The organism is Stenotrophomonas sp. STM01 (assembly GCF_014852135.1).
GTDB lineage: Bacteria > Pseudomonadota > Gammaproteobacteria > Xanthomonadales > Xanthomonadaceae > Stenotrophomonas > Stenotrophomonas capsici.
The window spans coordinates 1564081-1586645 of sequence record NZ_JACVBA010000001.1 but is presented as its reverse complement, the minus strand read 5'-3'; the positions used below and the strand labels follow the sequence as shown (position 1 = coordinate 1586645).

The window sequence follows — 22565 nt, the reverse complement described above, 5'->3', positions numbered from 1 at the left end:
GCGTACGCCATGTGATGGCAGGGCCTACAATCGCCAGCGGAGGAATCACATGTTCACGACCCTGGTAGCAGTGATCGCAGCGCTGGTGGTGGGCCATCTGGCCCCGGCCATGATGGCGACCGTGCGCGATTGGCGCTGGTTCGGCCGCTGGATGCACTGGCTGCAGGGGCAATCCGGCCAGGAGGGCGCCGGGCGCTACTGGTTGGCCCTGCCGATCCTGCCGTGCGTGGGGCTGGTGGCGCTGCTGCAATGGGCGCTGGACGAGCGCCTGTACGGGCTGCCGGCGTTGCTGTTCGGCGTGCTGGTGCTGGCGGTGTGCTGGGGCCCGCGTGACCTGGACCGCGATGTCGAGGCGGTGATCGATGCCGAGGACGCGCCCGCGCGCGATCTGGCGATATCCCACCTGCAGGCCGCCGGCGGCAGCCTGCGCGAGGACGCGCCGTCGCTGGTCGAGGCGACCGTCATCGATGCGCTGCGGCGCTGGTTCGCGCCGTTGTTCTGGTTCCTGTTGCTGGGCCCGTTCGCGGTGGTGCTGTACCGGTTGCTGGCGCAGTCGGTGCAGGGGCCGCAGTCCGCGCAGGTGGGCCCGGCCAGCCGCGAAGGCGGTGGCTGGTTGCTGGCGGTGCTGGAATGGCCGGTGGCGCAGCTGATGACCCTGGCGATGGCGCTGGTCGGCAACTTCGATACGGTGTTTTCCGCGTGGCGGCAGGCAGGCGGCAACCGCTGGGCGCTGTCGTCGGCGTTCGTGGGCAAGGCGGCGCGTGCCGGCGTTGGTGCCGAGCTGGTGGATGAAGCCGAAGAAGCCCGCCTGTCGGGGCAGATGGCCCCGGACGAGCGTTACCCGGAGCTGCGCGATGCGATGAGCCTGGTCTGGCGCATGCTGCTGTTGTGGATGGCGCTGCTGGCCCTGTTGGTGATTGCCGGCTGGGTGGGCTGACCCCCGCAGGAGCGGCCTCGGCCGCGAAGCCCAGGCACCCTCAGTGGCACGGAACGCGGGACATCGTGCAGGTGATCACACGTACTGCCGGGACCGGCACGCAGTTTCTGCTTCGCGGCCGAGGCCGTTCCTGCGGGGGCAACCGGGTCAGCCGGGGGCGAGCAGGTTGAAGGGGTACCAGGGCAGGTTGCGGGCGACCCAGTAGCCGAGCACCAGCACCAGCCACGGTATCGGCCGGGCGAACAGCCGCACCAGCGGCAGCCATCGCGCGGGCCACAGGCCGGCGCCATGCAGGGCCATCACCAGTACCGGGATGATCGAGAGCACCAGCAGGGGGTTCATCGCCATGGCCTGCGGAAGGTCCAGGTGGACCAGTGCGTGCAGGCAGCGGGTGCTGCCACAGCCCGGGCACCAGATGCCGGTGAGGGCGTAGAACGGGCAGCCGGGGAGCGGATTGCCGGGGACGTTCGGGTCCACCCGGCGCAGGATCACCGCGGCACCGGCGCTGATGCTGGCAATCGCGGCCAGGGGCGCGTAACGGAGCAGGTGCTGCGGGAATTTCATGTCGATCAGGACCGGCCGGTTGCGGGCAACCGGCCGGCCAGGTGCATCAGTAGCTCGAAGCGCCGCTCATCGCGCCGCCCAGGCCCAGCATGGTGAACAGCACGAAGTACAGGATGGTCACGACGATGCCGGCGATGGCAGCGTAGATGGCCCACTTCTTGGCCTTTTCCGAGGCATCACGTGCACCGGCGATATCGCCGGCAGCCAGCAGGCCGTTGACCTTGGCGGCATGGATGATCGACACGATGCCCAGCGGCAGGCAGCAGAACAGGGTGGACAGGATCGCCCAGACGAGGTTGTTGGAAACGGCAGGACTGCTGGTATTCACGTAAAGCTCCTTGTAGAAAAAATCAGCGTGACTTGCAGGAATTTGCGGCAATGATCGGCGAAATGACCATGGTGGCCACCCAGCACAGCGGCCAGGTGATCCATCCGATGAACACGAACAGCAGCAGGAAATTGACGAAGGCCAGCGCCCAGTAACCGAACATGACGATCAGCCCGGTGACGACGTTGCCCGCATACAGGTGGCCGATGCCGAACACCTGGAACAGGCCGGGCACCACTTCCAGCAACGCAGCCACGCCACCGGACTTGTGCGGGTGGTAATAGTGATGCACCTGCTGCGGAGCGGCAGGTGGTGCCGGTGGCGGTACTGGCAATGTCGAGGTGGTGTTCTGGTCCATGAATCCCCTTTCGCGAGGCATGCCGCGATCCCCTTGCAGCACGCTTGGGCGGTAGGGTATCCAGTTGTCCTACTTCTGGAAAGCGTGATCTCTTACGCTTCACCACCTCTTAACGTCCGCACGAGCGTTTCCAGCCGTGCGGCGTCGGTGTCCTGCCCATTCACGGGAGCGGCGGCGACCACCTCCACGTGCGCGCGGAAGCGGCGCGGCACGCGCATCCGGCCCAGGCGGGTATCGCGGCGGCTCCACATGCTGGCCCACATGCCCTTCAGGGCCATCGGCACGACCGGAACCGGGCGGCGCGCCAGGATCTTCTCCACGCCCGACCTGAAGGCGGCGATCTCGCCATCGCGGGTCAATGCGCCCTCGGGGAAGATGCAGACCAGCTCGCCTTCGGCTAGCGCGGCATCGACTTCGTCGAAGGCACGCTGCATCAGCGCGGCGTCTTCCTTGGGGCTGGCGATCGGGATGGCCTTGGCGGTACGGAAGATCCAGCGCATCACCGGGATGTTGAAGATCTTGTAGTACATGACGAAGCGCACCGGGCGCGGGATCGTCGCCGACAGGATCAATGCATCCATGTAGCTGACATGATTGCAGACGATCAGCGCGGCACCCTCGTCCGGCACGTTGTCCTCCACGCCCCTGACGCGCAGCTTGTACAGCGTGCGCACCATCAGCCAGCTGAGGAAGCGCATCAGGAACTCGGGGACGATGCTGAAGATGTAGACCGCCACCACCACGTTGGCGATGGCCAGTACCAGCAGCAGTTGCGGGATGGTTAGGCCGGGCAGCGGCAGCGTGTAGCCGAACAGGGTCAGCTGCTTGAGCTGCAGCAGCAGTCCAAGCACGGCGGCGGCGACGATGAAGCCGGAGTTCTGGATGTTGAGCGCGGCGAACACGCGCGACATCTCCGACCGGGGCGTGCGGCTCTGGATCAGCGCGAACAGCGGCACCACGAAGAAGCCGGTGAACAGGCCGATGCCGAGCAGGTCGATGACGATGCGCGCGCTGCCGGGCTGCTGCAGGAAGCCGGCCACGTCCAGCCCGGCCGCGGTCACCGCGCCGGTGCGGGCGAAGTACAGGTCGAGCAGGAACACGCTCATGCCGAACGCGCCCAGCGGTACCAGGCCGATCTCGACGATGCGCCCGGACAGCTTCTCGCACAGCAGCGAGCCGACGCCGGTGCCCAGCGAGAACAGCGCCAGGGCGAAGATGTACAGGGTGTCGCCACCGCCGAGGTTGACCACGGCATAGGTGGGCAACTGGGCGGTCAGCACGGTGCCGAAGAACCAGAACCAGGACACGCCGAGGATGGCGTTGCGCACCGCCTTCTGCTTCCTGGCCAGGCGCAGCACCGCCAGCGATTCGGTCCACGGGTTCCAGTTGATCTTCAACTCCGGCGCACCGGCGTCCAGCCGCGGGATCATGCGCGCGGCGGTGTTGCCGGCCAGGGCCAGCGCGATGATCGCCACCGCCGCGACGACCGGCCCGTGACTGCCGGCCAGCGAGAAGATCAGGCCGCCGGCGATCATGCCGGTGAGGATGGAAATGGAGGTGCCCATCTCGACCAGGCCGTTGCCACCGGTCAACTCCTCCGGCTTGAGGATGGAGGGCAGCACCGAGTACTTCACCGGCCCGAACAGCGTGGACTGCAGGCCGGTACAGAACAGCGCGGCCAGCAGGACCGGCATGCTCTGGGTCAGGAAGCCGACCGCGGCCAGCGCCATGATCACGATTTCCATCGTGGTGGTGACCACGATGAGCTTCTGCTTCTCCATGCGCTCGGCGACCTGCCCGGCCAGCGCCGAGAACAGGAAGTACGGCAGGATGAACAGCGCCGGGGCCAGGTTGGTGTAGAGCGTGCGTTCTTCGGTGCTGACGCCGAGGAAGAACAGCAGGCCGATGATCGCCTGCCGGTAGATGTTGTCGTTGAAGGCGCCCAGCGCCTGGACGATGAAGAACGGGAGGAAGCGCCGTTGCTTGAGCAGGGCGAACTGGTTGTGGCCGGACATCGTGTCTCCTCGGTGCTGCGCGGCACATTAGCAGAGCCGGGTCAGCCCTTGGGCGAGGGCAGCAGCGCCAACAGGGCGCGCGCGGCCGGGGTGGGATCGGCCCGCCAGACCGCGCAGGTACGGAACTGGAAGGGTTCGTCCAGCGGCCGGGCGATCACGCCGTGCATGTTTTCGGCCATGCTGGCTGGCGTCACCGAGACCGCCAGCCCCGCCGCGACCAGCTGCCGCTGCAACTCGCCGTGGGTGACTTCGTACTGCAGCTGCGGGTGGATGTCGCGGCCAAGCAGGGCGTCATCGACCAGGCGGCGCACGCCGGCGCCGGGCACCAGCGTGGCGTAGGGCTGGCCGTCGAGCGCCTGCAGCGGGATGCGCTCCAACGCCGCCAGCGGATGCCCGGGCGGCAGCACCATCGACAGCCCCTCCTCGTGCAGCAGGCGGTGTTGCGGCGGCAGCGGTACCTGCGGGCCGACCCCGACCAGGGCCACGTCGAGCAGGCCTTCGGCCAGGTCGGCCAGCAGCGCCTCGCTCATGCCCACCCGCAGGTGCACGTCCACCGCGGGATGGGCGGCGCGGAAGGTAGCCAGCAGCGCCGGGACGTCGACCACGTGCAGCGAGGTGATCTGGCCGATGTTGATGCGGCCGCGCACGCTGCCCAGCGCCAGTGCCATTTCCTCCTGCAGGCGGGCGGCCGCCTGCAGGGTGAGCCGGGCATTGCGCACGAACACCTCGCCGGCGCTGGTCAGCCGCACCCGGCGTGGGCCGCGTTCGAACAGGCGTGCACCGAGGGCCTCCTCCAGCCGGGCGATCTGGTGGCTCAGCCCCGATTGCACGGTGTGGCAGCGGCTGGCAGCCGCGGTGAAGCTGCCTTCCTCGGCCACGGCCACGGCGAATTCCAGCTGGCGCAGGGTGAACATGCCATCACTGAAACAGATGGATTGAATGAAAACAATACATTTGTGTCATTCAAGGGTGGGGGCCAGACTGCGTGCACTTTCCCCCGGCGACCGCAGCCATGTCCTCCTCCCCCACTTCCGCCCCGACCCTGCCGCAATCGCGGGTACTGCTGCTGGCCATCGCGACCGGCCTGATCGTGGCCAGCAACTACTACGCCCAGCCACTGCTGCAACTGCTGGCCGGTGATTTCAAGGTCAGCGCCAGCCAGGCCGGCTGGGTGGTGACCACCGCGCAGCTGGCCTATGCCACCGGCCTGTTGTTGATCGTGCCGCTGGGTGACCGCGTCGAACGGCGGCGATTGATCGTCGGCCTGTTCGTGCTGGCCGCGGTAGGGCTGGCGATCAGCGGCAGCGCCGGGCACCTGGGCCAGCTGCTGGTGGGCACCGGCCTGAGCGGGTTGTGCGCGGTGGCCGCGCAGGTGATCGTGCCGCACGCGGCGACGCTGACCGCCCCGGAGCACCGCGGTCGCGTGGTCGGCACGATCATGGCCGGGCTGCTGCTGGGCATCCTGCTGGCCCGCACGGCCTCCGGCGTGCTGGCCGGGATCGGTTCGTGGCACACGATCTATTGGGTGGCCTGCGTGGCGCTGCTGCTGTCGGCGTTGGCGCTGGCCCTGTTGCTGCCGGCGCATCGGCCCAGCACGCAGCTGTCCTATCCGCGCCTGATCGGCTCGGTGCTGGCCCTGCTGCGCGACGAGCCGGTGCTGCGCCAGCGCTCGCTGCTCGGTGCGTTGCTGTTTGCCGGGTTCAGCGTGTTCTGGACGCCGTTGGCGTTCCTGCTGTCCGGGCCGGCCTATGGCTATTCGATCGCCACCATCGGCCTGTTCGGCCTGGTCGGGGCCGCCGGTGCCCTGGCGGCCAGCCGCGCCGGTCGTCTGAGTGATCGTGGCTACGGGCGCTGGGTGGCCGGCGGAGGCCTGGTGATGATGCTGGCCTCGTGGGGCGTGCTGTTGCTGGCGCCGGTCTCGCTGGCGGCGCTGGTGGTGGGCGTACTGCTGCTGGATGTCGCCGTGCAGGCGGTGCACATCAACAACCAGAGCGTGATCTACCAGTTGGATGAAAACGCGCGCAGCCGCATCACCTCGGCCTACATGACCTGCTACTTCATCGGCGGTGCCACCGGCTCGGCGCTGGGCACCGCGGCCTGGACGTCGCACGGCTGGATGGGGGTGTGCATGGTCGGCATGGTGCTGGCGCTGGTGGGCGTAGGCGTGTTCTTCCTGCCGGCCAGGGCGGGCGCGGGCGCAACGGCCCGGTAGCGCCGGGCCACGCCCGGGCGGTGTGGTACGTGATGACGGGCAGCGGAGCTTGGCCCGGCGCTACCGCTGGCGGGGTTGGATGGCTTCGGCGGCGGTGCCGCGCAGCCGCGGCAGCAGGCGCAGCATCAACGCCAGTTGGGTGCGGACCAGGCGTGCCTTGTCGTCGATGTCATCGGGCACCTGTTCCAGCGCATCGGCCAGGGCGATTTCCTCCTCCTGCGGCGAGGCCGCCTCGCGCCGGCCCAGCGCGTCGGCCAGTTGTGCCAGCGACTGCTGCAGCTGACGGTGGCCGGCATTGATGATCGGGTCGGCATCGACGCTGGCCGATTGCGCGCGGTGTGCGCCCAGCGCGGACAGGTAGCTGAGCAGGGTGTTGGACAGGGCGAGGAAGCGGAAGCCGCCATCTAGGTTGCCGCGTGCATAGCCGGGCTCGCGCAACATGTTGGACAGTGCCACCGACAGCGCGACGTCGGCGTTGTGCATGTCGCGGCGGGCAATGCGGTAGGGCAGGTCGTCGCGCATGCCACTGCGGTACTGGCCCAGCACCTGCTCCAGGTAGGCATTGCTGGTGGCCAGCACCTGCGCCATCACCCGGTGCAGGCGCCGGCCCTGCCAGTCGGGCAGGATCAGCAGCGAGGCCAGCGCGGCGATCGCGCAGCCGATCAGGGTGTCGAACAGGCGTGGCCAGATCAGCACGAATCCATTGCCGAGCAGGTTGAAGCAGACCAGCGCCATCACCGTGATCGCGGCGGTGGCGACCAGGTAGCGGTCGGTGCGGGTGAAGAAGAACAGCAGTGCCGCGGCCAATGCCAGCAGCAGCTGCAGCTCGGTGCCGGGGAACAACTGCAGCACCGCCCAGGTGACGCCAAGGCCGGCGAGGGTGCCGCCAATACGTTCGAACAGGCGCCGCCGGGTGGCACCGAAATGCGGCCGGCACACGAACACGATGGTCAGCAGGATCCAGTAGCCGTTCTCCGGGTGCACCAGCTTCAGCACCGCATAGCCGGCGATCAACGCCAGGGCGATGCGCAGGCCGTGGCGGAACAGCAGCGAGCCGGGGGTGAGTGCCTGGCGCAGGCGCGTGGCCATTTCGCGCAAGGTGTGCGGCGAGGAATCGCGCAGGCGCGTGTCCACGCCTTCCAGCGGGGTGTCGGCCAGCGAGGCTTCGGACAACTGCCGCTCGATGCTGGCCAGGTTGTGTGCCAGCAACTGCAGCGAGCCGAGCAGGCGCGCCCAGTGCGGGCGCTGCTGCTCGCGCAGGTACCGCAGGGATTCTTGCAGGTCCTGGCCGGCCTGGCGTGCCTGCTCGCCATAGTCGAACGGCTGGCGCAGGCGGATGGCCTGGCCCAGCGCCTGGCAGGCCTTGCCCTGCAGCGACAGCAGGCGCCGGCAGCGGTACAGCACGTCGCTGTGGAAGAAGGTCTCGGCCAGCGCCTCGTAGGGGTAGTGCGAGGAGCTGGCGCGCTCGTGGAAGTCCTGTGCCATGTAGTACAGGCGGAAGTACAGGCCCGACTGCACGCCGGGCCGGCCGGAGCGGCCGAAGCGGCTGAGGATGGCGGTCTTGGCGGTGTTCAGCGCCTCGACCACGCGCACGTTCTGCTCGGCCAGCGCCAATCGCCGCGCTTCCAGGTTGCTGTGCCGCACCGGCTCGAACAGATCGGCCTTGAGCTGCAGGAAACGGCCCAGCTCGAAGAACAGCCGTGCCAGCCGCTCACGTACCGGGCGGTTGGCGAACATCGCCGTCCACAGGATCGACAGCGCGCCGTACCACGCAGCGCCGATCAACAGGTGTGCCACCTCGCGCCAGGCCATGTCCGGGGCCTTGAGCTGGTCCATCGCCAGCATGGTGTAGATGGCCAGCGTCACCGTGGCCTGGCCGATCGAGGCATAGCGTTCACCCAGCGCGCCGAGCAGGGTCAGGCCGAAGGCGGCCAGTGCCAGCGCGCCGATGAACGGCAGCGGGTGCGGGAACAGGTACACCACCGACGCGGCGGCCGCGCCGAAGCACAGCAGCGAGAGCAGGACCGATTTGGTGCGGCCCCACCCGTTGTCGTCGGTCTCGGCGATGGCGCTGGCGATGATGCCCAGGAACAGGCCGGGGATGGCGGCGATCTGGTCGTCGTACCAGCCATAGGCGAGCACGGTGGCCAGGGCGATGAACACGCGCAAGCCATAGCTGGCTTTTTCGTGGGCCCAGAGCTGGCCGAGCTGGCGTTCGAGGCGGGGCATATCGACAGAAGGCAAGGCCATTGCGGTGGAGGAAGCGTGCGGCATCGACACGATTACCATCACCGGGTTGGCATTGAAAGGAGAATGGGATGAGACAGCGTCGCGTGGGCATGCTTGTGGCCGTGCTGATGACGGTGCCGGCGTGGGTGCGGGCACAGCCGGCCGCCGAGGTCAGTCAGGCGGTGCAGGCCGCCACGCCGCAGCTGCAGGCATGGCGACGTGACCTGCACCAGCATCCGGAGCTGGGCGGGCAGGAGCGGCGCACCGCCGACATCGTGGCCAGGCACCTGCGCGCGCTGGGGCTGCAGCCGCGCACCGGCATTGCCGGCACCGGCGTGGCCGCGGTGCTCAAGGGCGGCCGACCGGGACCGAAGATCCTGATCCGCGCCGACATGGATGCGCTGCCGGTACGTGAGGAAACCGGCCTGCCGTTCGCCTCGCAGGTGACGGCGACCTATCGCGGCCAGTCGGTGGGGGTGATGCATGCCTGCGGCCACGATGCGCACGTGGCGATCCTGCTGGGCGTGGCACAGGCACTGGCCGCACGCCGCGACAGCCTGCCGGGTGAGGTGATGTTCGTGTTCCAGCCGGCCGAGGAGGGCCCGGCCGTGCCCGGTGCGCCGTTCGGCGCCAAGCTGATGCTCGACGAAGGCCTGCTGCGGGACTTCACCCCGGAAGCCGCGTTCGGCCTGCATGTGTGGGCCGGCCTGCAGGTCGGGCAGATCGGCTTCAGGTCGGGGCCGTTGCTGGCCTCGGCCGATGAGTGGTCGCTGACCGTCACCGGCAGGCAGACGCACGGCTCGCGGCCGTGGGATGGGGTGGACCCGATCACGGTGGGCGCGCAGGTGCTGCTGGGCACGCAGAGCATGATCGCGCGCCAGGTCAACATCGCGCAGACCCCGGTGGTGCTGACCGCCGGCCAGTTCAACAGTGGCGTGCGCTTCAACATCATTCCCGAACAGGCCACGCTGGTGGGCACGCTGCGCACCTTCGATGCGCAGGTGCGCGAGGACGTGATCGCGCGCTTCGAGCGCATCGCCACCGATTACGCGCATGCCGCCGGCGCCACCGCGGCATTGACCGTGGTCAACAACGCACCGGCGACGATCAATGACCCGGTGTTGTCGCAGCGGGTGCGGCCGTCGTTGGAAAAGGTGGCCGGTGCCGGGCAGGTGGTGGAGATGCCTTTGCAGACCATCGCCGAGGATTTCTCGCAGTTCGCCAGCCGCGTGCCGGGGTTCTATTTCCTGGTGGGTTCGACCGGTGCCGGGATCGATCCGGCACAGGCACCGGCCAATCATTCGCCGCGTTTCCTGTTGGACGAAGCAGCCTTGGCCAACGGCATGGCGGCGATGTTGCAGGTGACCACGGATTACCTGGAGGCCGGCGCAACCCGCTAGCGCGCCGGCACGCCGCGGCGCTACCGGTTCGCCGCGCGCATGAAGTCGATGAACACCCGCAGCTTGGGGGCGAGCTGGTCGCGCGACGGGTAGTAGAGGTGGAAGCCGGCGAAAGGCGGTTGCCAGGCTTGGAGCACCGCTTGCAGATGGCCGGCGGCGATGTCGGCGCGCACGGTATGCGCGAACACCTGCTGCAGGCCCAGGCCGCTGCGCGTGGCCTGCAGCGCCAGGTGGCTGTCGTTGAGCAGCAGCGGACCGTCGACTTCGACATGGAAATCGCGGCCGTCGCGGCTGAACTCCCAGGCCATGATGCGGCCATCGCTGCTGCGGTGGCGGATGCAGGCATGCTCGACCAGTGCTTCCGGGCGGTCCGGGACGCCATGCCGTCGCAGGTAGGACGGTGCGCCCACCACCACCAGTTGCAGCGGTGGCCCCAGCGGCACGGCGATCATCCCGGCGGCCAGCGATTCACCCAGGCGGATGCCGGCATCGAAGCCTTCGGCCACGACATCGACCATGGCCGGCTGCACCGACAGCTCGACCTGCACCTGCGGGTAGCGGGCGTGGAAGCCGGGCAGGAACGGCAGCAGCAGGTGCTCGGCCGGGAAGCGCGGGGTGGTGATGCGCAATTGGCCGCCGGGAACGTCACGGCGCTCCTCCACCGCCTGCAGCGCCCCACCGATGCGCGCCAGTGCCGGCACCGTTTCCTGCAGAAGACGCTGGCCGGGCTCGGTCAGCCCGACGGTACGCGTGGTCCGCTGCAGCAGACGGGTGCCCAGGCGGCGCTCCAGGCTGCGGATGGTCTGCGACAGCGCCGAGGGTGACACGCCCAGTTCCGCCGCCGCCTGGCGGAAGCTGGCCAGCCGGGCCACGCAGGCGAAGGCGACCAACGCGGGCAGCAGGGCAGGGTCGATTGTGTGGTCTGGCTTCATGGTCAGTCCCGATTATGCGGGTTTATCGCCTGCCGGGCGCGGCCTACAGTGGCCATCCCCCTGATCCCTGGAGTCGACGATGCAGACCCGCGTATTGGGCCGTGACGGCCCGGTTGTTTCCGCCCTTGGCCTTGGCTGCATGGGCATGAGTGCGTTCTATGGCGGCCGTGGCGATGACGCGGCGGCGATCCAGGTGATCCATCGCGCGCTGGAGCGTGGCGTCACCCTGCTCGACACCGCCGACATGTACGGCCCGCATACCAACGAGGTGCTGGTCGGGCGTGCGATCGCCGATCGCCGCGCGCAGGTGTTCCTGGCCACCAAGTTCGGCGTGCGCCTGGATGCCTATGACCCGCAGGCGCGTGGCGTGGATGGCCGCCCGGAGTACGTGCAGGCCGCGTGCGAGGCCAGCCTGCAGCGGCTGGGCGTGGACCACATCGACCTGTACTACCAGCACCGCGTGGACCCGAATGTGCCGATCGAGGATACCGTCGGGGCGATGGCGCGGCTGGTCGAGCAGGGCAAGGTGCGCTACCTGGGCCTGTCCGAGGCGGCACCGGAAACAATCCGCCGCGCGCATGCGGTGCACCCGATCACCGCACTGCAGACCGAGTACTCGCTGTGGTCGCGCGAGCCCGAGCACAACGGCGTGTTGCATACGGTGCGCGAGCTGGGCATTGGTTTCGTGCCGTACTCGCCGCTGGGGCGTGGCTTCCTGACCGGTGCGATCCGCAGCCCGGAGGATTTCGAGGACGGTGACTACCGGCGCAATTCGCCGCGCTTCCAGGGAGAGAACTTCGCCCGCAACCTCGCGTTGGTGGAGCAGGTCAACGCGATTGCCGCCGCCAAGGGCATCAGCCCGGGGCAGCTGGCATTGGCCTGGGTGTTGGCCCAGGGCGATGACCTGGTGCCGATCCCGGGTACCAAGCGCCTGGCCTACCTGGAGGAAAACCTGGGTGCGCTCGACGTGGTGCTGGATGCCGACGAGCTGGCCCGCATCGACGCGGTGTTCCCGGTGGACGTGGCCGCCGGTGCGCGTTACCCGGCGGCGAGCATCGGCAGCGTGCATCGCTGAGGGAGTGAGGGCTGGGAGGCAGGGGCAGAAGCAAAGGCCGCCCTCATCCGCCCTTCGGGCACCTTCTCCCGCTGGCGGGAGAAGGGAAGAATCACCGGCTCCGGCACGCCTGCCTGCGCTTCGCTTCCGCGCGTTCGTCCTGCCGGGCATGAACTGCCCTGCAATGCGGAAGAAGCAAGGATGATCGGGACCCTCCCTTCTCCCGCCTGCGGGAGAAGGTGCCCGAAAGGGCGGATGAGGGCAGCGCTGCGCTGTGTGCTTCTCGCCCCAAAGTGACGTGCTTCAATTCGTCAATAAATGGATGCAACAAAAAAGGGCGGCCTCAAGGCCGCCCTTTTCGTCTTCCGTCACACCGATGCCTTACTGCTGCTCGCGTGCGATCGCGCGCCAGCCGATGTCGTTGCGATGGAACTCGTTGGCCCAGTGGATCTTCGCAACGCCTGCATAGGCATGCTGCTGCGCATCGGACACGCTGTCGCCCAGCGTCGCCACGCACAGCACGCGGCCACCGGCGCTGACCACGTTGCCGTCGGCATCCAGCGCGGTACCGGCATGGAATACCTTGGCGCTGCCCGGCACGTCCGCCAGGCCGCTGATGACGTCGCCGGTGATCGGCGTTTCCGGGTACGGATTTGCCGCCATCACCACGCCCAGCGATGGGCGCGGATCCCATTGTGCGTCCACGCCGGCCAGCGCGCCGTCGATGGCGGCTTCGACCAGGTCGACCAGGTCCGACTGCAGGCGCAGCATCACCGGCTGGGTTTCCGGGTCGCCGAAGCGCACGTTGAACTCGATCACCTTCGGTGCACCGCTGGCATCGATCATCAGGCCCGCGTAGAGGAAGCCGGTGAACGGCACGCCGTCGGCGATCATGCCGGCCACGGTCGGCTCCACCACTTCACGCATCACCCGCGCGTGCACGTCCGGCGTCACCACCGGGGCCGGCGAGTACGCGCCCATGCCGCCGGTGTTCGGGCCGGTGTCGCCATCACCCACGCGCTTGTGGTCCTGGCTGGTGGCCATCGGCAGCGCGACGCGGCCATCGACCATCGAGATGAAGCTGGCTTCCTCGCCCTCCAGGAACTCCTCGATCACCACGCGCGCGCCGGCATCGCCGAAGGCATTGCCGCTGAGCATGTCGCGCACCGCGGCTTCGGCTTCGTCCAGCGTCATCGCCACGATCACGCCCTTGCCGGCGGCCAGGCCGTCGGCCTTGATGACGATGGGCGCACCCTTCTCGTGCAGGTAGGCCAGCGCGGCATCAACCTCGGTGTGCACGGCGTAGTACGCGGTGGGAATGCCATGGCGGGCCAGGAAATCCTTGGCGAACGCCTTGCTGCCCTCCAGCTGTGCGGCGGCGGCGGTCGGCCCGAAGATGCGCAGGCCGGCGGCACGAAAGGTGTCGACCACGCCGGCCACCAGCGGTACTTCCGGGCCGACCACGGTAAGGCCCACGGCCTCGTCCTGGGCCAGCTTCAGCAGCCCGGCGATGTCGGTAACCTTGACCGCGACGTTGCGGCACTTGCCTTCGGTGGCGGTGCCGGCATTGCCCGGGGCGACGATCACTTCGCTCACGCGCGCGGACTGCGCCAGCTTCCAGGCCAGGGCGTGTTCACGGCCACCAGAGCCGATGACGAGGATTTTCATGGGGGTCGGTTCCTGTGGGGCTTTCAATGGGAGACGCATTGCGACGAGGCCAGCGTGACTTCGAAGAACACCGCGCCGTTGGCATCGATGAAGCGTCGGCGTACGCCACCACCATTGGCATAGATCGGCTGCAGGATGGTGTCCTGGCAGAGTTGCACGATGAACTCGGCTTCATCCCTGCGCAGGGACGCGAACACATCCGGCTTGGCCTTGGCCATCGCCACGGTGGCATCGGGGAAGCGGATCACCTGCACCAGGTCATCGCCGTGGCGGTGCATCGAGTCGATCACCAGCCCTTCGCGGTAGGGCGCGGGCAGCTGCTCCTGCATCTGCGCCACCACCTGTTGTTGTGCCGCACGCAGGGCACTGTCGCCGCAGCCGGCGAGCAGCGTGACGCCTCCCAGCAGGAAAACGCGAAGGATCGAGTGCATCAGTTGCAGCCCTCCAGTTGCAGTTCGGCAGGCATCGGGTAGCGCGACTGCGCAGGCTCGTAGGTGATGACGTGGGTCTTGCTGACACGGCCGCGGCAGCCGTTGCCCTTTTCCTGTACCTGCAACGGCCAGTACGCAAGGCCGGGCTGGCTGTCGTCGAGGCGGACCTCGAGGTTGAGGTCCAGGCGCCCGTGCGAGCAGTGCCCGGCGTCGTTGCACTCGATGGCGTTGTGGTCGTCCAGGTGGGTGCGCAGCCAGCCGGCGTCGGCCACCTTGTCGCCGCCGTCGAACACCAGCCAGGCCCGATTGCGCATCACCGAGCCGACCGCGACCAGTTCGTCGTCGATCTGGTACGCCCAGGCACCGGCGCCAACCTGCAGCGTGCTGACCGTGCCCGGTTGCCCGCCGGCACCACTGGCACGTCCGGGCAGCTCGGCGGCCAACGACATGCGGCCGTCGGCCGCTTCGTGCAGCACGATGAAATCGGTGGTGCCCAGTTCGATGGAAGTGGCGTCATCGTAGTGGGTGCAGACCGCAAGCATGCGGTACCGCTTGCCGCCGATGACCGCGGCCTGGTCGGCGCAGACGTCGCGGTGGATCGGGCGGACGTGATCCATGTCCGGATCCGTCAGCTGCTGCGCCCAGGGTCCCTTCAGCTGTGCAGGCGCGCCGTAGCGTTCCTGCAGCAGTGCCAGCACGGCGTCGTCGTGGCGCAGCACCGGCACCTTCGCCTCCGCTTGGGCGGGGGCGGGCTTGTCCTGCTGGCAGGCGGCCAGCAGGAGCACGGCGCCCAGGGAAACCGATCGTAGAAACACCCCCGTCGCCATCGTCGCGGTACTCAGTGACGGAAGTGGCGAACGCCGGTGAACACCATGGCGATGCCATGTTCGTCGGCCGCGGCGATCACTTCGGCATCGCGCATCGAACCGCCCGGCTGGATCACCGCGGTGATGCCGGCTTCGGCGGCCGCGTCCAGGCCGTCGCGGAACGGGAAGAACGCATCGGAAGCCATCACCGAGCCCGGCACCACCAGCCCGGCATCGGCGGCCTTGATGCCGGCGATGCGCGCGGAGTACACGCGGCTCATCTGGCCGGCGCCCACGCCGATGGTGCGCTCGTCCTTGGCGTAGACGATCGCGTTGGACTTGACGTACTTGGCCACGCGCCAGGCGAACAGCAGGTCGCGCAGCTCGGCGGTGGTCGGTGCGCGCTGGGTCACCGTCTTCAGCTCATCGGTGGTCATGCCGCGGTTGTCGGCGCTCTGGATCAGCAGGCCCGAACCAATGCGCTTGGTGTCGTAGTTGTTGCGCGCGTCGCCGGCCGGGATGCGCAGCACGCGCACGTTGGCCTTCTTGGTGGCGTACTCCAGCGCGGCCGGCTCGTAGTCCGGGGCGATCAGCACTTCGACGAACTGGCGGTCGAGGATGGCCTTGGCGGTGGCCGCATCCAGCGTGCGGTTGAAGGCCAGGATGCCGCCGAAGGCGCTGGTCGGGTCGGTGTTGTAGGCCATCTCATACGCGGCGCCGACATCGGCGGCCACGGCCACGCCGCACGGGTTGGCGTGCTTGACGATGACGCAGGCCGGCACGTCGAACTGGCGCACGCATTCCCATGCGGCATCGGCGTCGGCCAGGTTGTTGTAGCTCAGTTCCTTGCCCTGCAGCTGCACGAAGGTGGCCAGCGTGCCCGGTACCGGCCACAGGTCGCGGTAGAACACGCCGCTCTGGTGCGGGTTCTCGCCGTAGCGCAGGTCCATCACCTTCACGAAGGTGGAGTTCATCTGCGCTGGGTATTCCTCACGCACCGGCACCGCGGCGGCGGTGTCGCTGACCGCGGACAGGTAGTTGCTGATCGCCGCGTCGTACTGGGCGACGCGGTTGAACGCGGCCACCGACAGCTCGAATCGCTTGGCGGCCGACAGCTTGCCGTCGTTGGCATTCAATTCGCCCAGCAGCGCGTCGTACTGGTCCGGGCTGGTGGCCACGGCGACGCGGGCGAAATTCTTCGCGGCGCTGCGCAGCATGGCGGGGCCGCCGATGTCGATGTTCTCCACCGCGTCGGCCAGGGTGCAGTCGGCCTTGGCGGTGACCGACTCGAACGGATACAGGTTCAGCACCAGCAGGTCGATCGGCGCGATGCCGTGTTCGGCCATCACCGCATCGTCGGTGCCTGCGCGGCCGAGCAGGCCACCATGCACCAGCGGGTGCAGGGTCTTGACTCGCCCGTCCATCATTTCCGGGAAGCCGGTGACATCGGAGACGTCGGTGACCGGCAGGCCGGCGTCGCGGATCGCCTTGGCGGTACCGCCGGTGGAGAGCAGCTCGACGTTGCGGGCGGCCAGGGCGCGGGCCAGTTCGACCAGACCGGTCTTGTCGGAAACGGACAGCAGGGCCCGGCGGACGGGCAGCAGATCAGCAGACATGGGGACAGGGGGCAGCGGAAGCGGGCCGGTATTGTAGCCGGGCCGTCACATCCGTGACCTGTGGCTGGGAGGTTGCATCTGCCGACAAGGGGCAGGTGGCGCCGAGCCATGCCCGGCGGAAGTACCCGGTGAACGCTTCAGCGCAGCGTGGCTGCGCGCGACCGGGCGGGGCGGCTCAGGCCAGCCCGTATTCCTTGAGCTTCTTGCGCAGGGTGGCGCGGTGGATGCCCAGCAGCGCGGCGGCGCGGCTCTGGTTGCCTTCGCAATGGTTGAGAACTTCCACGAACAACGGGATTTCCATCTCGCGCAGGACGATTTCGTACACGTCATCGGCGTCACAGCCGTCCAGATCGCGCAGGTAGCGGCGGACGGACTGGGCGACGTGTTCACGAAGCGGCGGCTTTGCAGCGCCACGACTGATGTCAGGACGTGTGGGGGCAGCGTTCAAGGGAGTTCCCGCAAATTCGACGGAGTCGGGCGCGCTTGGCCCGGCGTGGGGGGAGGAGTCTAGCGCGTGGGCCGGCAGCCCGCCACGCCGTTGTTCCTCCAGTTACTGGAATTCGAAGCTGAAGGCGACCGTCGCGGCGGCCGGTTCGCGCAGCCGGAAGGACACCTGCGCGCTTTGTCCGGGCGCCAACCGGCCCTGCGCATCGGCAGCCGGGCCCAGGTACTCCGACGGTTGCAGCGTGCGCCGGCCGATCACCCGGCCATCGGCGTCGGACAGCGACAGCCGCAGCGCTGGCCATGCCTGCTCCCAACGCGCTTCATTGCGGAAACTGGCCTGCACCTGCAGGACGCCCGGCTGGCCCGGCACCGGGCGGATCTCGCGGCTGAGCATGCTGTAGGCACTGGGCTCATGCCATGCCGGCAGGGTGCAGCGCAGCACCGTGCACAGGGCGCTGACCAGGGGCCGGGTGCCGGCATCGGCGGCAAGCCGGGCGCGGTCGGCGACCAGCACCTGCACCAGCAGCAACAGCCCCAGCGCGGCGACCACGCCCCATTGCCAGCGCGGCGTCGCACGCGGCGGTGCGCCTGCCTGACGCTCGGTACGCATGAAGCTGGGAGCCGTCACCGCAGGGGCCGGCGGGGCCGGTTCCTCGTCCAGCGTGTCGCTGTTGGCCTGTTGCGATGGAATCAGGTCATCGGCAACGGTGATGTCGCCGCCCTCGTGCAGCGCCTGCGCGGCCTCCTGATCCGATGCGACGGGCGCAACGGGCTCCGCCGGGAGCGGTGCCGTGGCCGGTGCCTGGCCCTGCAGGAAGGTGGCCAGTGACGGTTGCGATGGCGTGGGTTTGTCGCTCATGTCAGGCGGTGACGGGGCAATGCGCCCATTCAAGCACGGCGCACGCCGGTGATGCGTATCCAGTCGCCGTCCTGCACCGCCTCAAGCTGGTCGAACCAGGCCGCATAGCGTTCCAGCAGTTCGCCCTCCTGGCCATGCAGGATGCCGGACAGGGCGATCCGCCCGCCGGTGGCCACGCGCGCGGCCAGCAGTTCGGCCAGGGCGTCCAGCGCCGAGGCCAGGATGTTGGCCACCACCACCGGATAGGTGGCGACCGGTTCGTCCTCGGGCAGGTAGGCGGCGATATGCACGCCGTTGCGCTCGCCGTTGTCGGCGGTGGCGATCAGCGCCTGCGGGTCGTTGTCCACGCCCACCGCCGCACCCGCGCCGAGCTTGAGCGCGGCCAGGGCCAGGATGCCGGAGCCACAGCCGAAGTCGAGCACGGTGCGGCCTTCCAGTTCGCCTTCGGCCGAGAGCTGGTCGAGCCAGCGCAGGCACAGGGCGGTGGTCGGATGGGTGCCGGAGCCGAAGGCCAGGCCCGGGTCCAGTCGCACCACGGCGGCGTCGGCGGCCTGTGCCGCTTCCGGCAGGTCATGGTTCCACGGCACGATCCAGGTGCGCTGGCCGAACGACATCGGCTGGAACTGGTCCAGCCAGGCGCGTTCCCAGTCCTCGTCCTCGACCGCGCGGAAGCTGGCGCTGCTCCAGTCCAGGCCCGGGTCGAATGCCTCCAGCGCGGCCAGCAGAGCCAGGCCGTTGGTATCGGCCGGGAACAGCGCGGTCAGCACCAGGTCGTTCCACAGCGGGGTCTCGCCCACGCCCGGCTCCAGGATCGCGCGCTCGTTGCTGGTGTCGGCATCGGCGTCGAGCATGGTCACCGCCAGCGCACCCACGTCGTCGAGTGCATTCTCGTAACGGGGCTGGGTGGTTTCGGTGCAGCGCAGGGTGAGTTCGAGGAAGGGCATGGCGGGGGACGGTAGCGGCAGGACAGGGCACGCATCCTAGACGAGGCGGGCCCGGATTGCGCGCGGCCGGGGCTGTTGACATCCACACGCCAGTCCATTGCTACACTTGCGCCCTGCACTCGGCCGTCCTGTCCCTGCCTCCGGATGTTCTCCCTGCTTGCCAAAAAGCCCTGGTACCTGCTGGCGCTGCCCGTTGCAGTGCTGCTGGGCGTGCTCGGCTATCGCGGTGGCATCGGGCTGCATGCCGGCGGCGGTGGCAACGCTGAATTGGCGGCCGTCGGTGCCGGTGCGGAGATGAGCACCGCCAACGGCTTCAGCAGCGGCCCGGCGCAGCCGGAAGTGGCCGCATCCACCGCGATCGGCCCCGGCCTGCCGGTGGACCTGCGTGCGGTGTTCGAGCGCGGGCGCGACCTGTACGCATTTGCCCGCGAGCTGCGTGCCGCCGCCGATGCCGGCGATGCGGAAGCGGCATGGATGGTCAGCCGCATTCATGATTACTGCGGTGTCTATGCGATGGACCCGCGCGGGTATGCGCTGGACAGCAGCACGCTGGCCAGCATGGGCCTGAGCGACGTGCCCGGCCTGAACGCCGCGCGTGAGCGCGTCAGCGTGGGCTGCGTGGGCTTCACCGCCGCCGATGCGATCGGCCGTGGCGTGATCCTGCAGGAGCGCCAGCAGGCCGCAGCGGCCGGCAACCTGGCCGCCGAAGCCGCGCTGCTGGCGATGGGGGAGCCGCTCAAGCGTGATGCGGACTACCGCCGTGGCCTGGTCGAGCGCGTGCTGAACTCGCAGGATCCGGAAGCCTTCCTGGCGGTGTCCTCTGCAATGGGTGTCACAGCCGCCGGCGATGATGCCTACCGCGGGATGGTGGCGGGCGACCAGTTTTCCCAGCTGGCCTGGCAGGTTGCGGCCTGCCGGTTGGGGTTGGCCTGCGGGCCGAACAGCATGTTGATGACAAGCTATTGCGCCAACGGCGGGATCTGCTCCAAGGATCCAGGCCAGGATTTCGAATCGTTCGTGTATGACGCCGCCGTGCCACGGCAGAGCGAGGGAAGAATGAACCAGCTGGTAGACAGCCTGCGCGGTGCGCGGGGAGGTAAGCGATGAATTATCGTCAGTTCGTCCATGGAGCCAAGTTCTGGGTCTGGGTGGTGTTGTTCGTTGCCTACTCCGCCGGTGCGGTGGGAGTGGTGCTGATCGATACCTACGAGGACCGTTACCGTGCGATGAGCAAGGTCAAGCTCACCACCGTGAAATCGGACATCGACACCCGCCGCGCCGGTGCCAGCCAGGCCGCGGCCATCTACCGCGCGCAGAGTGGCGCGCCGTTCTCCACGCTGCAGCCGGGCAGCAGCTTCCAGATCGTGTGGCCGGACGGCTCGGTGGAGACGGTGACCGTGATGGATCCGTCCTCGCCACTGGGGACCGAGCCGGTCACCGGCAGCGCGATCGACGCCCGGTAAGCGGGCGCGAGGCAGGCAACGCGGAAGGGCGGGTTTCCCGCCCTTTTGTTTGCCCGCAAGTATTCCCGCGCGCGGCCGATATCGGGGCGTGCGAATGAGTGTGTTGAAAGACCCGTGATGATGATTGCCCGTTACGACCACACCCTGGTCGGCTTTTCGATAGTGGTCGCCGTGCTGGCGTCGTACACCGCGTTGGACATGGCCGGGCGGCTGGCCACGGCGCAGGGCAGGGTCGCGCGCTGGTGGTTGCTGGGCGGCGCGGTGGCGATGGGGTTGGGCATCTGGTCGATGCATTTCATCGGAATGTTGGCCTTCGACCTGCCGATCCCGCTGGGCTACGACCTGGCGCTGACGCTGTGGTCGCTGGCGGTATCGGTGGGCGCGTCGGCCTATGCACTGTGGCTGGTGTCGCGCCCCAGCCTGCAGGGCCTGCGGCTGCTGGCCGGCGCGGTGCTGATGGGGCTGGCGATCGCGGCCATGCACTACCTGGGCATGAGCGCGCTGCGCATGCAGCCGGGCATCGACTACCACCCCGGCTGGTTCCTCGCCTCGATCATGGTCGCCATCGGCGCGGCGGGCGCGGCATTGTGGATCGCCTTCCGGCTGCGCAACGAGCGCCGCAATACGCTGTACATGCGCGCGATGGCGTCGCTGCTGATGGGGGTTGCCATCGTCGGCATGCACTACACCGGCATGGCCGCCGCGCGCTTCCCGGAGGGCAGCATCTGTGGCGCGGTGAGCGCCGGCGGCATCGACACGCGCTGGCTGGCGGTGCTGGTGATCGTCACCACGGTGGCCACGCTGGGCATCGCCACGGTGGCCTCGTTGTTCGACCGTCGCATGCGCGAGCGCACCGGCGTGCTGGCCGACTCGCTGGCCGACGCCAACCAGAAGCTGGTGCAGGCGGCGCTGCATGACCCGTTGACCCAGCTGCCCAACCGCATGCTGCTGCAGGACCGCATGGGCCAGGCGATCAAGCGCGCCCAGCAGGAAGGACGCATGGTCGCGGTGATCTTCTGTGACCTGGACGGCTTCAAGACGGTCAACGATGCCTATGGCCACCATCTCGGTGATCGCCTGCTGGTGGCGGTGGCACGCCGCATCGGCGCGCTGCTCGGGCCGCAGGACACGTTCGCGCGGCTGGGCGGCGACGAGTTCGTGATGGCGCTGGGCGTGGGAGGCCCGGACGACGCGCTGCTGGTGGCCGAGCGCATCGTCGCGGCGGCGGCGCAGCCGTTCCTGATCGACGCGGCGGAGCTGCAGGTCAGTGCCAGCCTCGGCATCGCGTTGTACCCCAGCGACGCGCGCAACGAGCGCGAACTGATGGCCCATGCCGACGTGGCCATGTACCACACCAAGCGGTTGGGCCGGAACGGCTACACCTTCTTCACCCCGGCCATGCAGGTCAACGCCAATCGCCAGCTGCGCCTGCTGCAGGACCTGCGCAAGGCGGCGGAGAACGACGAGCTGGTGCTGCACTACCAGCCCAAGTTCGACGCCGGTGGCCAACGGGTGATCGGCGCCGAGGCATTGCTGCGTTGGCAGCACCCGGAGCTGGGCATGCTGGCGCCGGACATGTTCATTCCCATCGCCGAGCGCAGCGGGTTGATCCTGCCGATCGGCGACTGGGTGCTGGACCAGGCGTGCCGGCAGCTGCGGCAATGGCATGACGCCGGCAACCGGGAATGGACGATGGCGGTGAACCTGTCGCCGCTGCAGTTCGATTCGCCGGTACTGGTGGAGACGGTGCGACGGATCATCCAGGTGCATGGCATCGACCCGACCTGCCTGACCCTGGAAGTCACCGAGACCACGGCGATGAAGGATGTCGAGGCCAGCCTGGACGTGCTCAACCAGTTGACCGCGATGGGGTTGAAGATCGCCATCGACGATTTCGGCACCGGTTATTCCAGCCTGCTCTACCTCAAGCGCATGCCGGCGGCGGAGTTGAAGATCGACCGTGCCTTCGTGCGCGACCTGGAGCGCAACGAGGAGGATGCGGCGATCGTGTCCTCGATCGTGGCACTGGCGCGCGCGCTGAACATCAAGGTGGTGGCCGAGGGCGTGGAGACCGCGGCGCAGCGCGAGTTCCTGCGTTCGCTGGGCTGCGACTCGCTGCAGGGCTACTTCCTGGGGCGGCCGACGGCGGCTGCGGCCTTCATGGGGTTGGCAGCGCCGGCATGACCCGTCGGTGATGCCCGTCATCCACTGAGCGTGGTCGCGAGCGACGCGCCGCGGGCGGGGAGGGAGCGCAGCGCAATCCCGGCCTGCGGCGCCAGGCAAAGGAAAAGGCGGGTTTCCCGCC

At 68.7% G+C, this 22565-nt stretch carries 21 protein-coding genes; 7 read left to right on the top strand and 14 right to left on the bottom strand.

The window, feature by feature from the left end; all coding sequences use genetic code 11:
- The first annotated feature begins 49 nt into the window (after positions 1-49).
- A complete protein-coding gene (gene ampE, locus IB227_RS07355) occupies positions 50-937 on the top strand; it encodes a regulatory signaling modulator protein AmpE (protein WP_192286825.1) in 888 nt (295 codons plus the stop codon).
- Positions 938-1084: 147 nt separating this feature from the next.
- Here ampE and IB227_RS07350 read toward each other — a convergent pair whose 3' ends face one another.
- The 5 genes from IB227_RS07350 to IB227_RS07330 all read right to left on the bottom strand — a co-directional run bounded on the left by IB227_RS07350 (position 1085) and on the right by IB227_RS07330 (position 5116).
- On the bottom strand, positions 1085-1501 hold the full coding sequence (locus tag IB227_RS07350; RefSeq protein ID WP_132863338.1) for a DUF2752 domain-containing protein: 417 nt from the start codon (positions 1499-1501) through the stop codon (positions 1085-1087).
- 46 nt (positions 1502-1547) lie between these two features.
- Positions 1548-1829, bottom strand: a complete 282-nt coding sequence (locus IB227_RS07345; protein ID WP_132863340.1) for a CD225/dispanin family protein — start codon at positions 1827-1829, stop codon at positions 1548-1550.
- A 22-nt stretch (positions 1830-1851) separates the two neighbouring features.
- Positions 1852-2187: a hypothetical protein gene (locus IB227_RS07340; RefSeq protein ID WP_132863342.1), complete on the bottom strand. Its 336-nt coding sequence runs from the start codon at positions 2185-2187 to the stop codon at positions 1852-1854.
- A 92-nt stretch (positions 2188-2279) separates the two neighbouring features.
- A complete protein-coding gene (locus IB227_RS07335; RefSeq protein ID WP_192286824.1) occupies positions 2280-4202 on the bottom strand; it encodes an MFS transporter in 1923 nt (640 codons plus the stop codon).
- A 41-nt stretch (positions 4203-4243) separates the two neighbouring features.
- Positions 4244-5116 (bottom strand): LysR family transcriptional regulator, encoded by an 873-nt coding sequence (locus tag IB227_RS07330; protein ID WP_132863345.1) that lies wholly within the window; start codon positions 5114-5116, stop codon positions 4244-4246.
- Between the two features lie 98 nt (positions 5117-5214).
- Between IB227_RS07330 and IB227_RS07325 the strand changes: the two genes are divergently transcribed.
- A complete protein-coding gene (locus IB227_RS07325; RefSeq protein WP_132863346.1) occupies positions 5215-6414 on the top strand; it encodes an MFS transporter in 1200 nt (399 codons plus the stop codon).
- Positions 6415-6474: 60 nt separating this feature from the next.
- On the opposite strand, the gene yccS is transcribed toward IB227_RS07325, so the two are convergent.
- Positions 6475-8643 (bottom strand): YccS family putative transporter, encoded by a 2169-nt coding sequence (gene yccS / locus IB227_RS07320; RefSeq protein WP_192286823.1) that lies wholly within the window; start codon positions 8641-8643, stop codon positions 6475-6477.
- A gap of 89 nt (positions 8644-8732) precedes the next feature.
- Between yccS and IB227_RS07315 the strand changes: the two genes are divergently transcribed.
- Positions 8733-10043, top strand: a complete 1311-nt coding sequence (locus tag IB227_RS07315; protein ID WP_192286822.1) for an amidohydrolase — start codon at positions 8733-8735, stop codon at positions 10041-10043.
- Positions 10044-10063: 20 nt separating this feature from the next.
- Here the strand turns inward: IB227_RS07315 and IB227_RS07310 are convergent, their stop codons facing one another.
- The gene (locus IB227_RS07310; RefSeq protein ID WP_192286821.1) at positions 10064-10975 is read right to left on the bottom strand and encodes a LysR family transcriptional regulator; all 912 of its coding nucleotides are present in this window, start codon (positions 10973-10975) and stop codon (positions 10064-10066) included.
- Positions 10976-11054: 79 nt separating this feature from the next.
- Here IB227_RS07310 and IB227_RS07305 point away from each other — a divergent pair, with 79 nt between their 5' ends.
- The gene (locus IB227_RS07305) at positions 11055-12050 is read left to right on the top strand and encodes an aldo/keto reductase (protein ID WP_192286820.1); all 996 of its coding nucleotides are present in this window, start codon (positions 11055-11057) and stop codon (positions 12048-12050) included.
- Positions 12051-12410: 360 nt separating this feature from the next.
- On the opposite strand, the gene purD is transcribed toward IB227_RS07305, so the two are convergent.
- From purD to prmA, 7 genes are all read right to left on the bottom strand, one after another.
- Entirely contained in the window at positions 12411-13697 is a 1287-nt protein-coding gene (gene purD, locus IB227_RS07300; RefSeq protein ID WP_192286819.1) for a phosphoribosylamine--glycine ligase, read from the bottom strand.
- A gap of 23 nt (positions 13698-13720) precedes the next feature.
- Complete coding sequence (locus IB227_RS07295) at positions 13721-14128, bottom strand: hypothetical protein (protein ID WP_192286818.1); 408 nt, start codon at positions 14126-14128, stop codon at positions 13721-13723.
- Entirely contained in the window at positions 14128-14913 is a 786-nt protein-coding gene (locus tag IB227_RS07290) for a hypothetical protein (RefSeq protein WP_192286817.1), read from the bottom strand. Before IB227_RS07290 ends, IB227_RS07295 begins: the two co-directional genes overlap by 1 nt.
- A gap of 53 nt (positions 14914-14966) precedes the next feature.
- On the bottom strand, positions 14967-16550 hold the full coding sequence (purH, locus tag IB227_RS07285) for a bifunctional phosphoribosylaminoimidazolecarboxamide formyltransferase/IMP cyclohydrolase (protein ID WP_192286816.1): 1584 nt from the start codon (positions 16548-16550) through the stop codon (positions 14967-14969).
- A 175-nt stretch (positions 16551-16725) separates the two neighbouring features.
- On the bottom strand, positions 16726-16998 hold the full coding sequence (fis, locus tag IB227_RS07280) for a DNA-binding transcriptional regulator Fis (protein ID WP_132863360.1): 273 nt from the start codon (positions 16996-16998) through the stop codon (positions 16726-16728).
- Between the two features lie 102 nt (positions 16999-17100).
- On the bottom strand, positions 17101-17853 hold the full coding sequence (locus IB227_RS07275; RefSeq protein ID WP_192286815.1) for a DUF3426 domain-containing protein: 753 nt from the start codon (positions 17851-17853) through the stop codon (positions 17101-17103).
- A 29-nt stretch (positions 17854-17882) separates the two neighbouring features.
- The gene (gene prmA / locus IB227_RS07270; RefSeq protein ID WP_192286814.1) at positions 17883-18797 is read right to left on the bottom strand and encodes a 50S ribosomal protein L11 methyltransferase; all 915 of its coding nucleotides are present in this window, start codon (positions 18795-18797) and stop codon (positions 17883-17885) included.
- A 144-nt stretch (positions 18798-18941) separates the two neighbouring features.
- Here prmA and IB227_RS07265 point away from each other — a divergent pair, with 144 nt between their 5' ends.
- From IB227_RS07265 to IB227_RS07255, 3 genes are all read left to right on the top strand, one after another.
- The gene (locus tag IB227_RS07265) at positions 18942-19904 is read left to right on the top strand and encodes a hypothetical protein (protein WP_192286813.1); all 963 of its coding nucleotides are present in this window, start codon (positions 18942-18944) and stop codon (positions 19902-19904) included.
- Complete coding sequence (locus tag IB227_RS07260; RefSeq protein ID WP_192286812.1) at positions 19901-20260, top strand: hypothetical protein; 360 nt, start codon at positions 19901-19903, stop codon at positions 20258-20260. Before IB227_RS07265 ends, IB227_RS07260 begins: the two co-directional genes overlap by 4 nt.
- A gap of 120 nt (positions 20261-20380) precedes the next feature.
- The gene (locus IB227_RS07255; RefSeq protein WP_225591745.1) at positions 20381-22444 is read left to right on the top strand and encodes a bifunctional diguanylate cyclase/phosphodiesterase; all 2064 of its coding nucleotides are present in this window, start codon (positions 20381-20383) and stop codon (positions 22442-22444) included.
- Positions 22445-22565: the final 121 nt, after the last annotated feature.

Bases quoted from the DNA above. Each gene is read 5' to 3' on its own strand.
- ampE (WP_192286825.1), top strand. From the start codon at position 50: ATGTTCACGACCCTGGTAGCAGTGATCGCAGCGCTGGTGGTGGGCCAT.
- IB227_RS07350 (WP_132863338.1), bottom strand. From the start codon at position 1,501: ATGAAATTCCCGCAGCACCTGCTCCGTTACGCGCCCCTGGCCGCGATT.
- IB227_RS07340 (WP_132863342.1), bottom strand. From the start codon at position 2,187: ATGGACCAGAACACCACCTCGACATTGCCAGTACCGCCACCGGCACCA.
- IB227_RS07335 (WP_192286824.1), bottom strand. From the start codon at position 4,202: ATGTCCGGCCACAACCAGTTCGCCCTGCTCAAGCAACGGCGCTTCCTC.
- IB227_RS07330 (WP_132863345.1), bottom strand. From the start codon at position 5,116: ATGTTCACCCTGCGCCAGCTGGAATTCGCCGTGGCCGTGGCCGAGGAA.
- IB227_RS07325 (WP_132863346.1), top strand. From the start codon at position 5,215: ATGTCCTCCTCCCCCACTTCCGCCCCGACCCTGCCGCAATCGCGGGTA.
- yccS (WP_192286823.1), bottom strand. From the start codon at position 8,643: ATGCCCCGCCTCGAACGCCAGCTCGGCCAGCTCTGGGCCCACGAAAAA.
- IB227_RS07315 (WP_192286822.1), top strand. From the start codon at position 8,733: ATGAGACAGCGTCGCGTGGGCATGCTTGTGGCCGTGCTGATGACGGTG.
- IB227_RS07310 (WP_192286821.1), bottom strand. From the start codon at position 10,975: ATGAAGCCAGACCACACAATCGACCCTGCCCTGCTGCCCGCGTTGGTC.
- IB227_RS07305 (WP_192286820.1), top strand. From the start codon at position 11,055: ATGCAGACCCGCGTATTGGGCCGTGACGGCCCGGTTGTTTCCGCCCTT.
- purD (WP_192286819.1), bottom strand. From the start codon at position 13,697: ATGAAAATCCTCGTCATCGGCTCTGGTGGCCGTGAACACGCCCTGGCC.
- IB227_RS07295 (WP_192286818.1), bottom strand. From the start codon at position 14,128: ATGCACTCGATCCTTCGCGTTTTCCTGCTGGGAGGCGTCACGCTGCTC.
- purH (WP_192286816.1), bottom strand. From the start codon at position 16,550: ATGTCTGCTGATCTGCTGCCCGTCCGCCGGGCCCTGCTGTCCGTTTCC.
- IB227_RS07275 (WP_192286815.1), bottom strand. From the start codon at position 17,853: ATGAGCGACAAACCCACGCCATCGCAACCGTCACTGGCCACCTTCCTG.
- prmA (WP_192286814.1), bottom strand. From the start codon at position 18,797: ATGCCCTTCCTCGAACTCACCCTGCGCTGCACCGAAACCACCCAGCCC.
- IB227_RS07265 (WP_192286813.1), top strand. From the start codon at position 18,942: ATGTTCTCCCTGCTTGCCAAAAAGCCCTGGTACCTGCTGGCGCTGCCC.
- IB227_RS07260 (WP_192286812.1), top strand. From the start codon at position 19,901: ATGAATTATCGTCAGTTCGTCCATGGAGCCAAGTTCTGGGTCTGGGTG.
- IB227_RS07255 (WP_225591745.1), top strand. From the start codon at position 20,381: ATGATTGCCCGTTACGACCACACCCTGGTCGGCTTTTCGATAGTGGTC.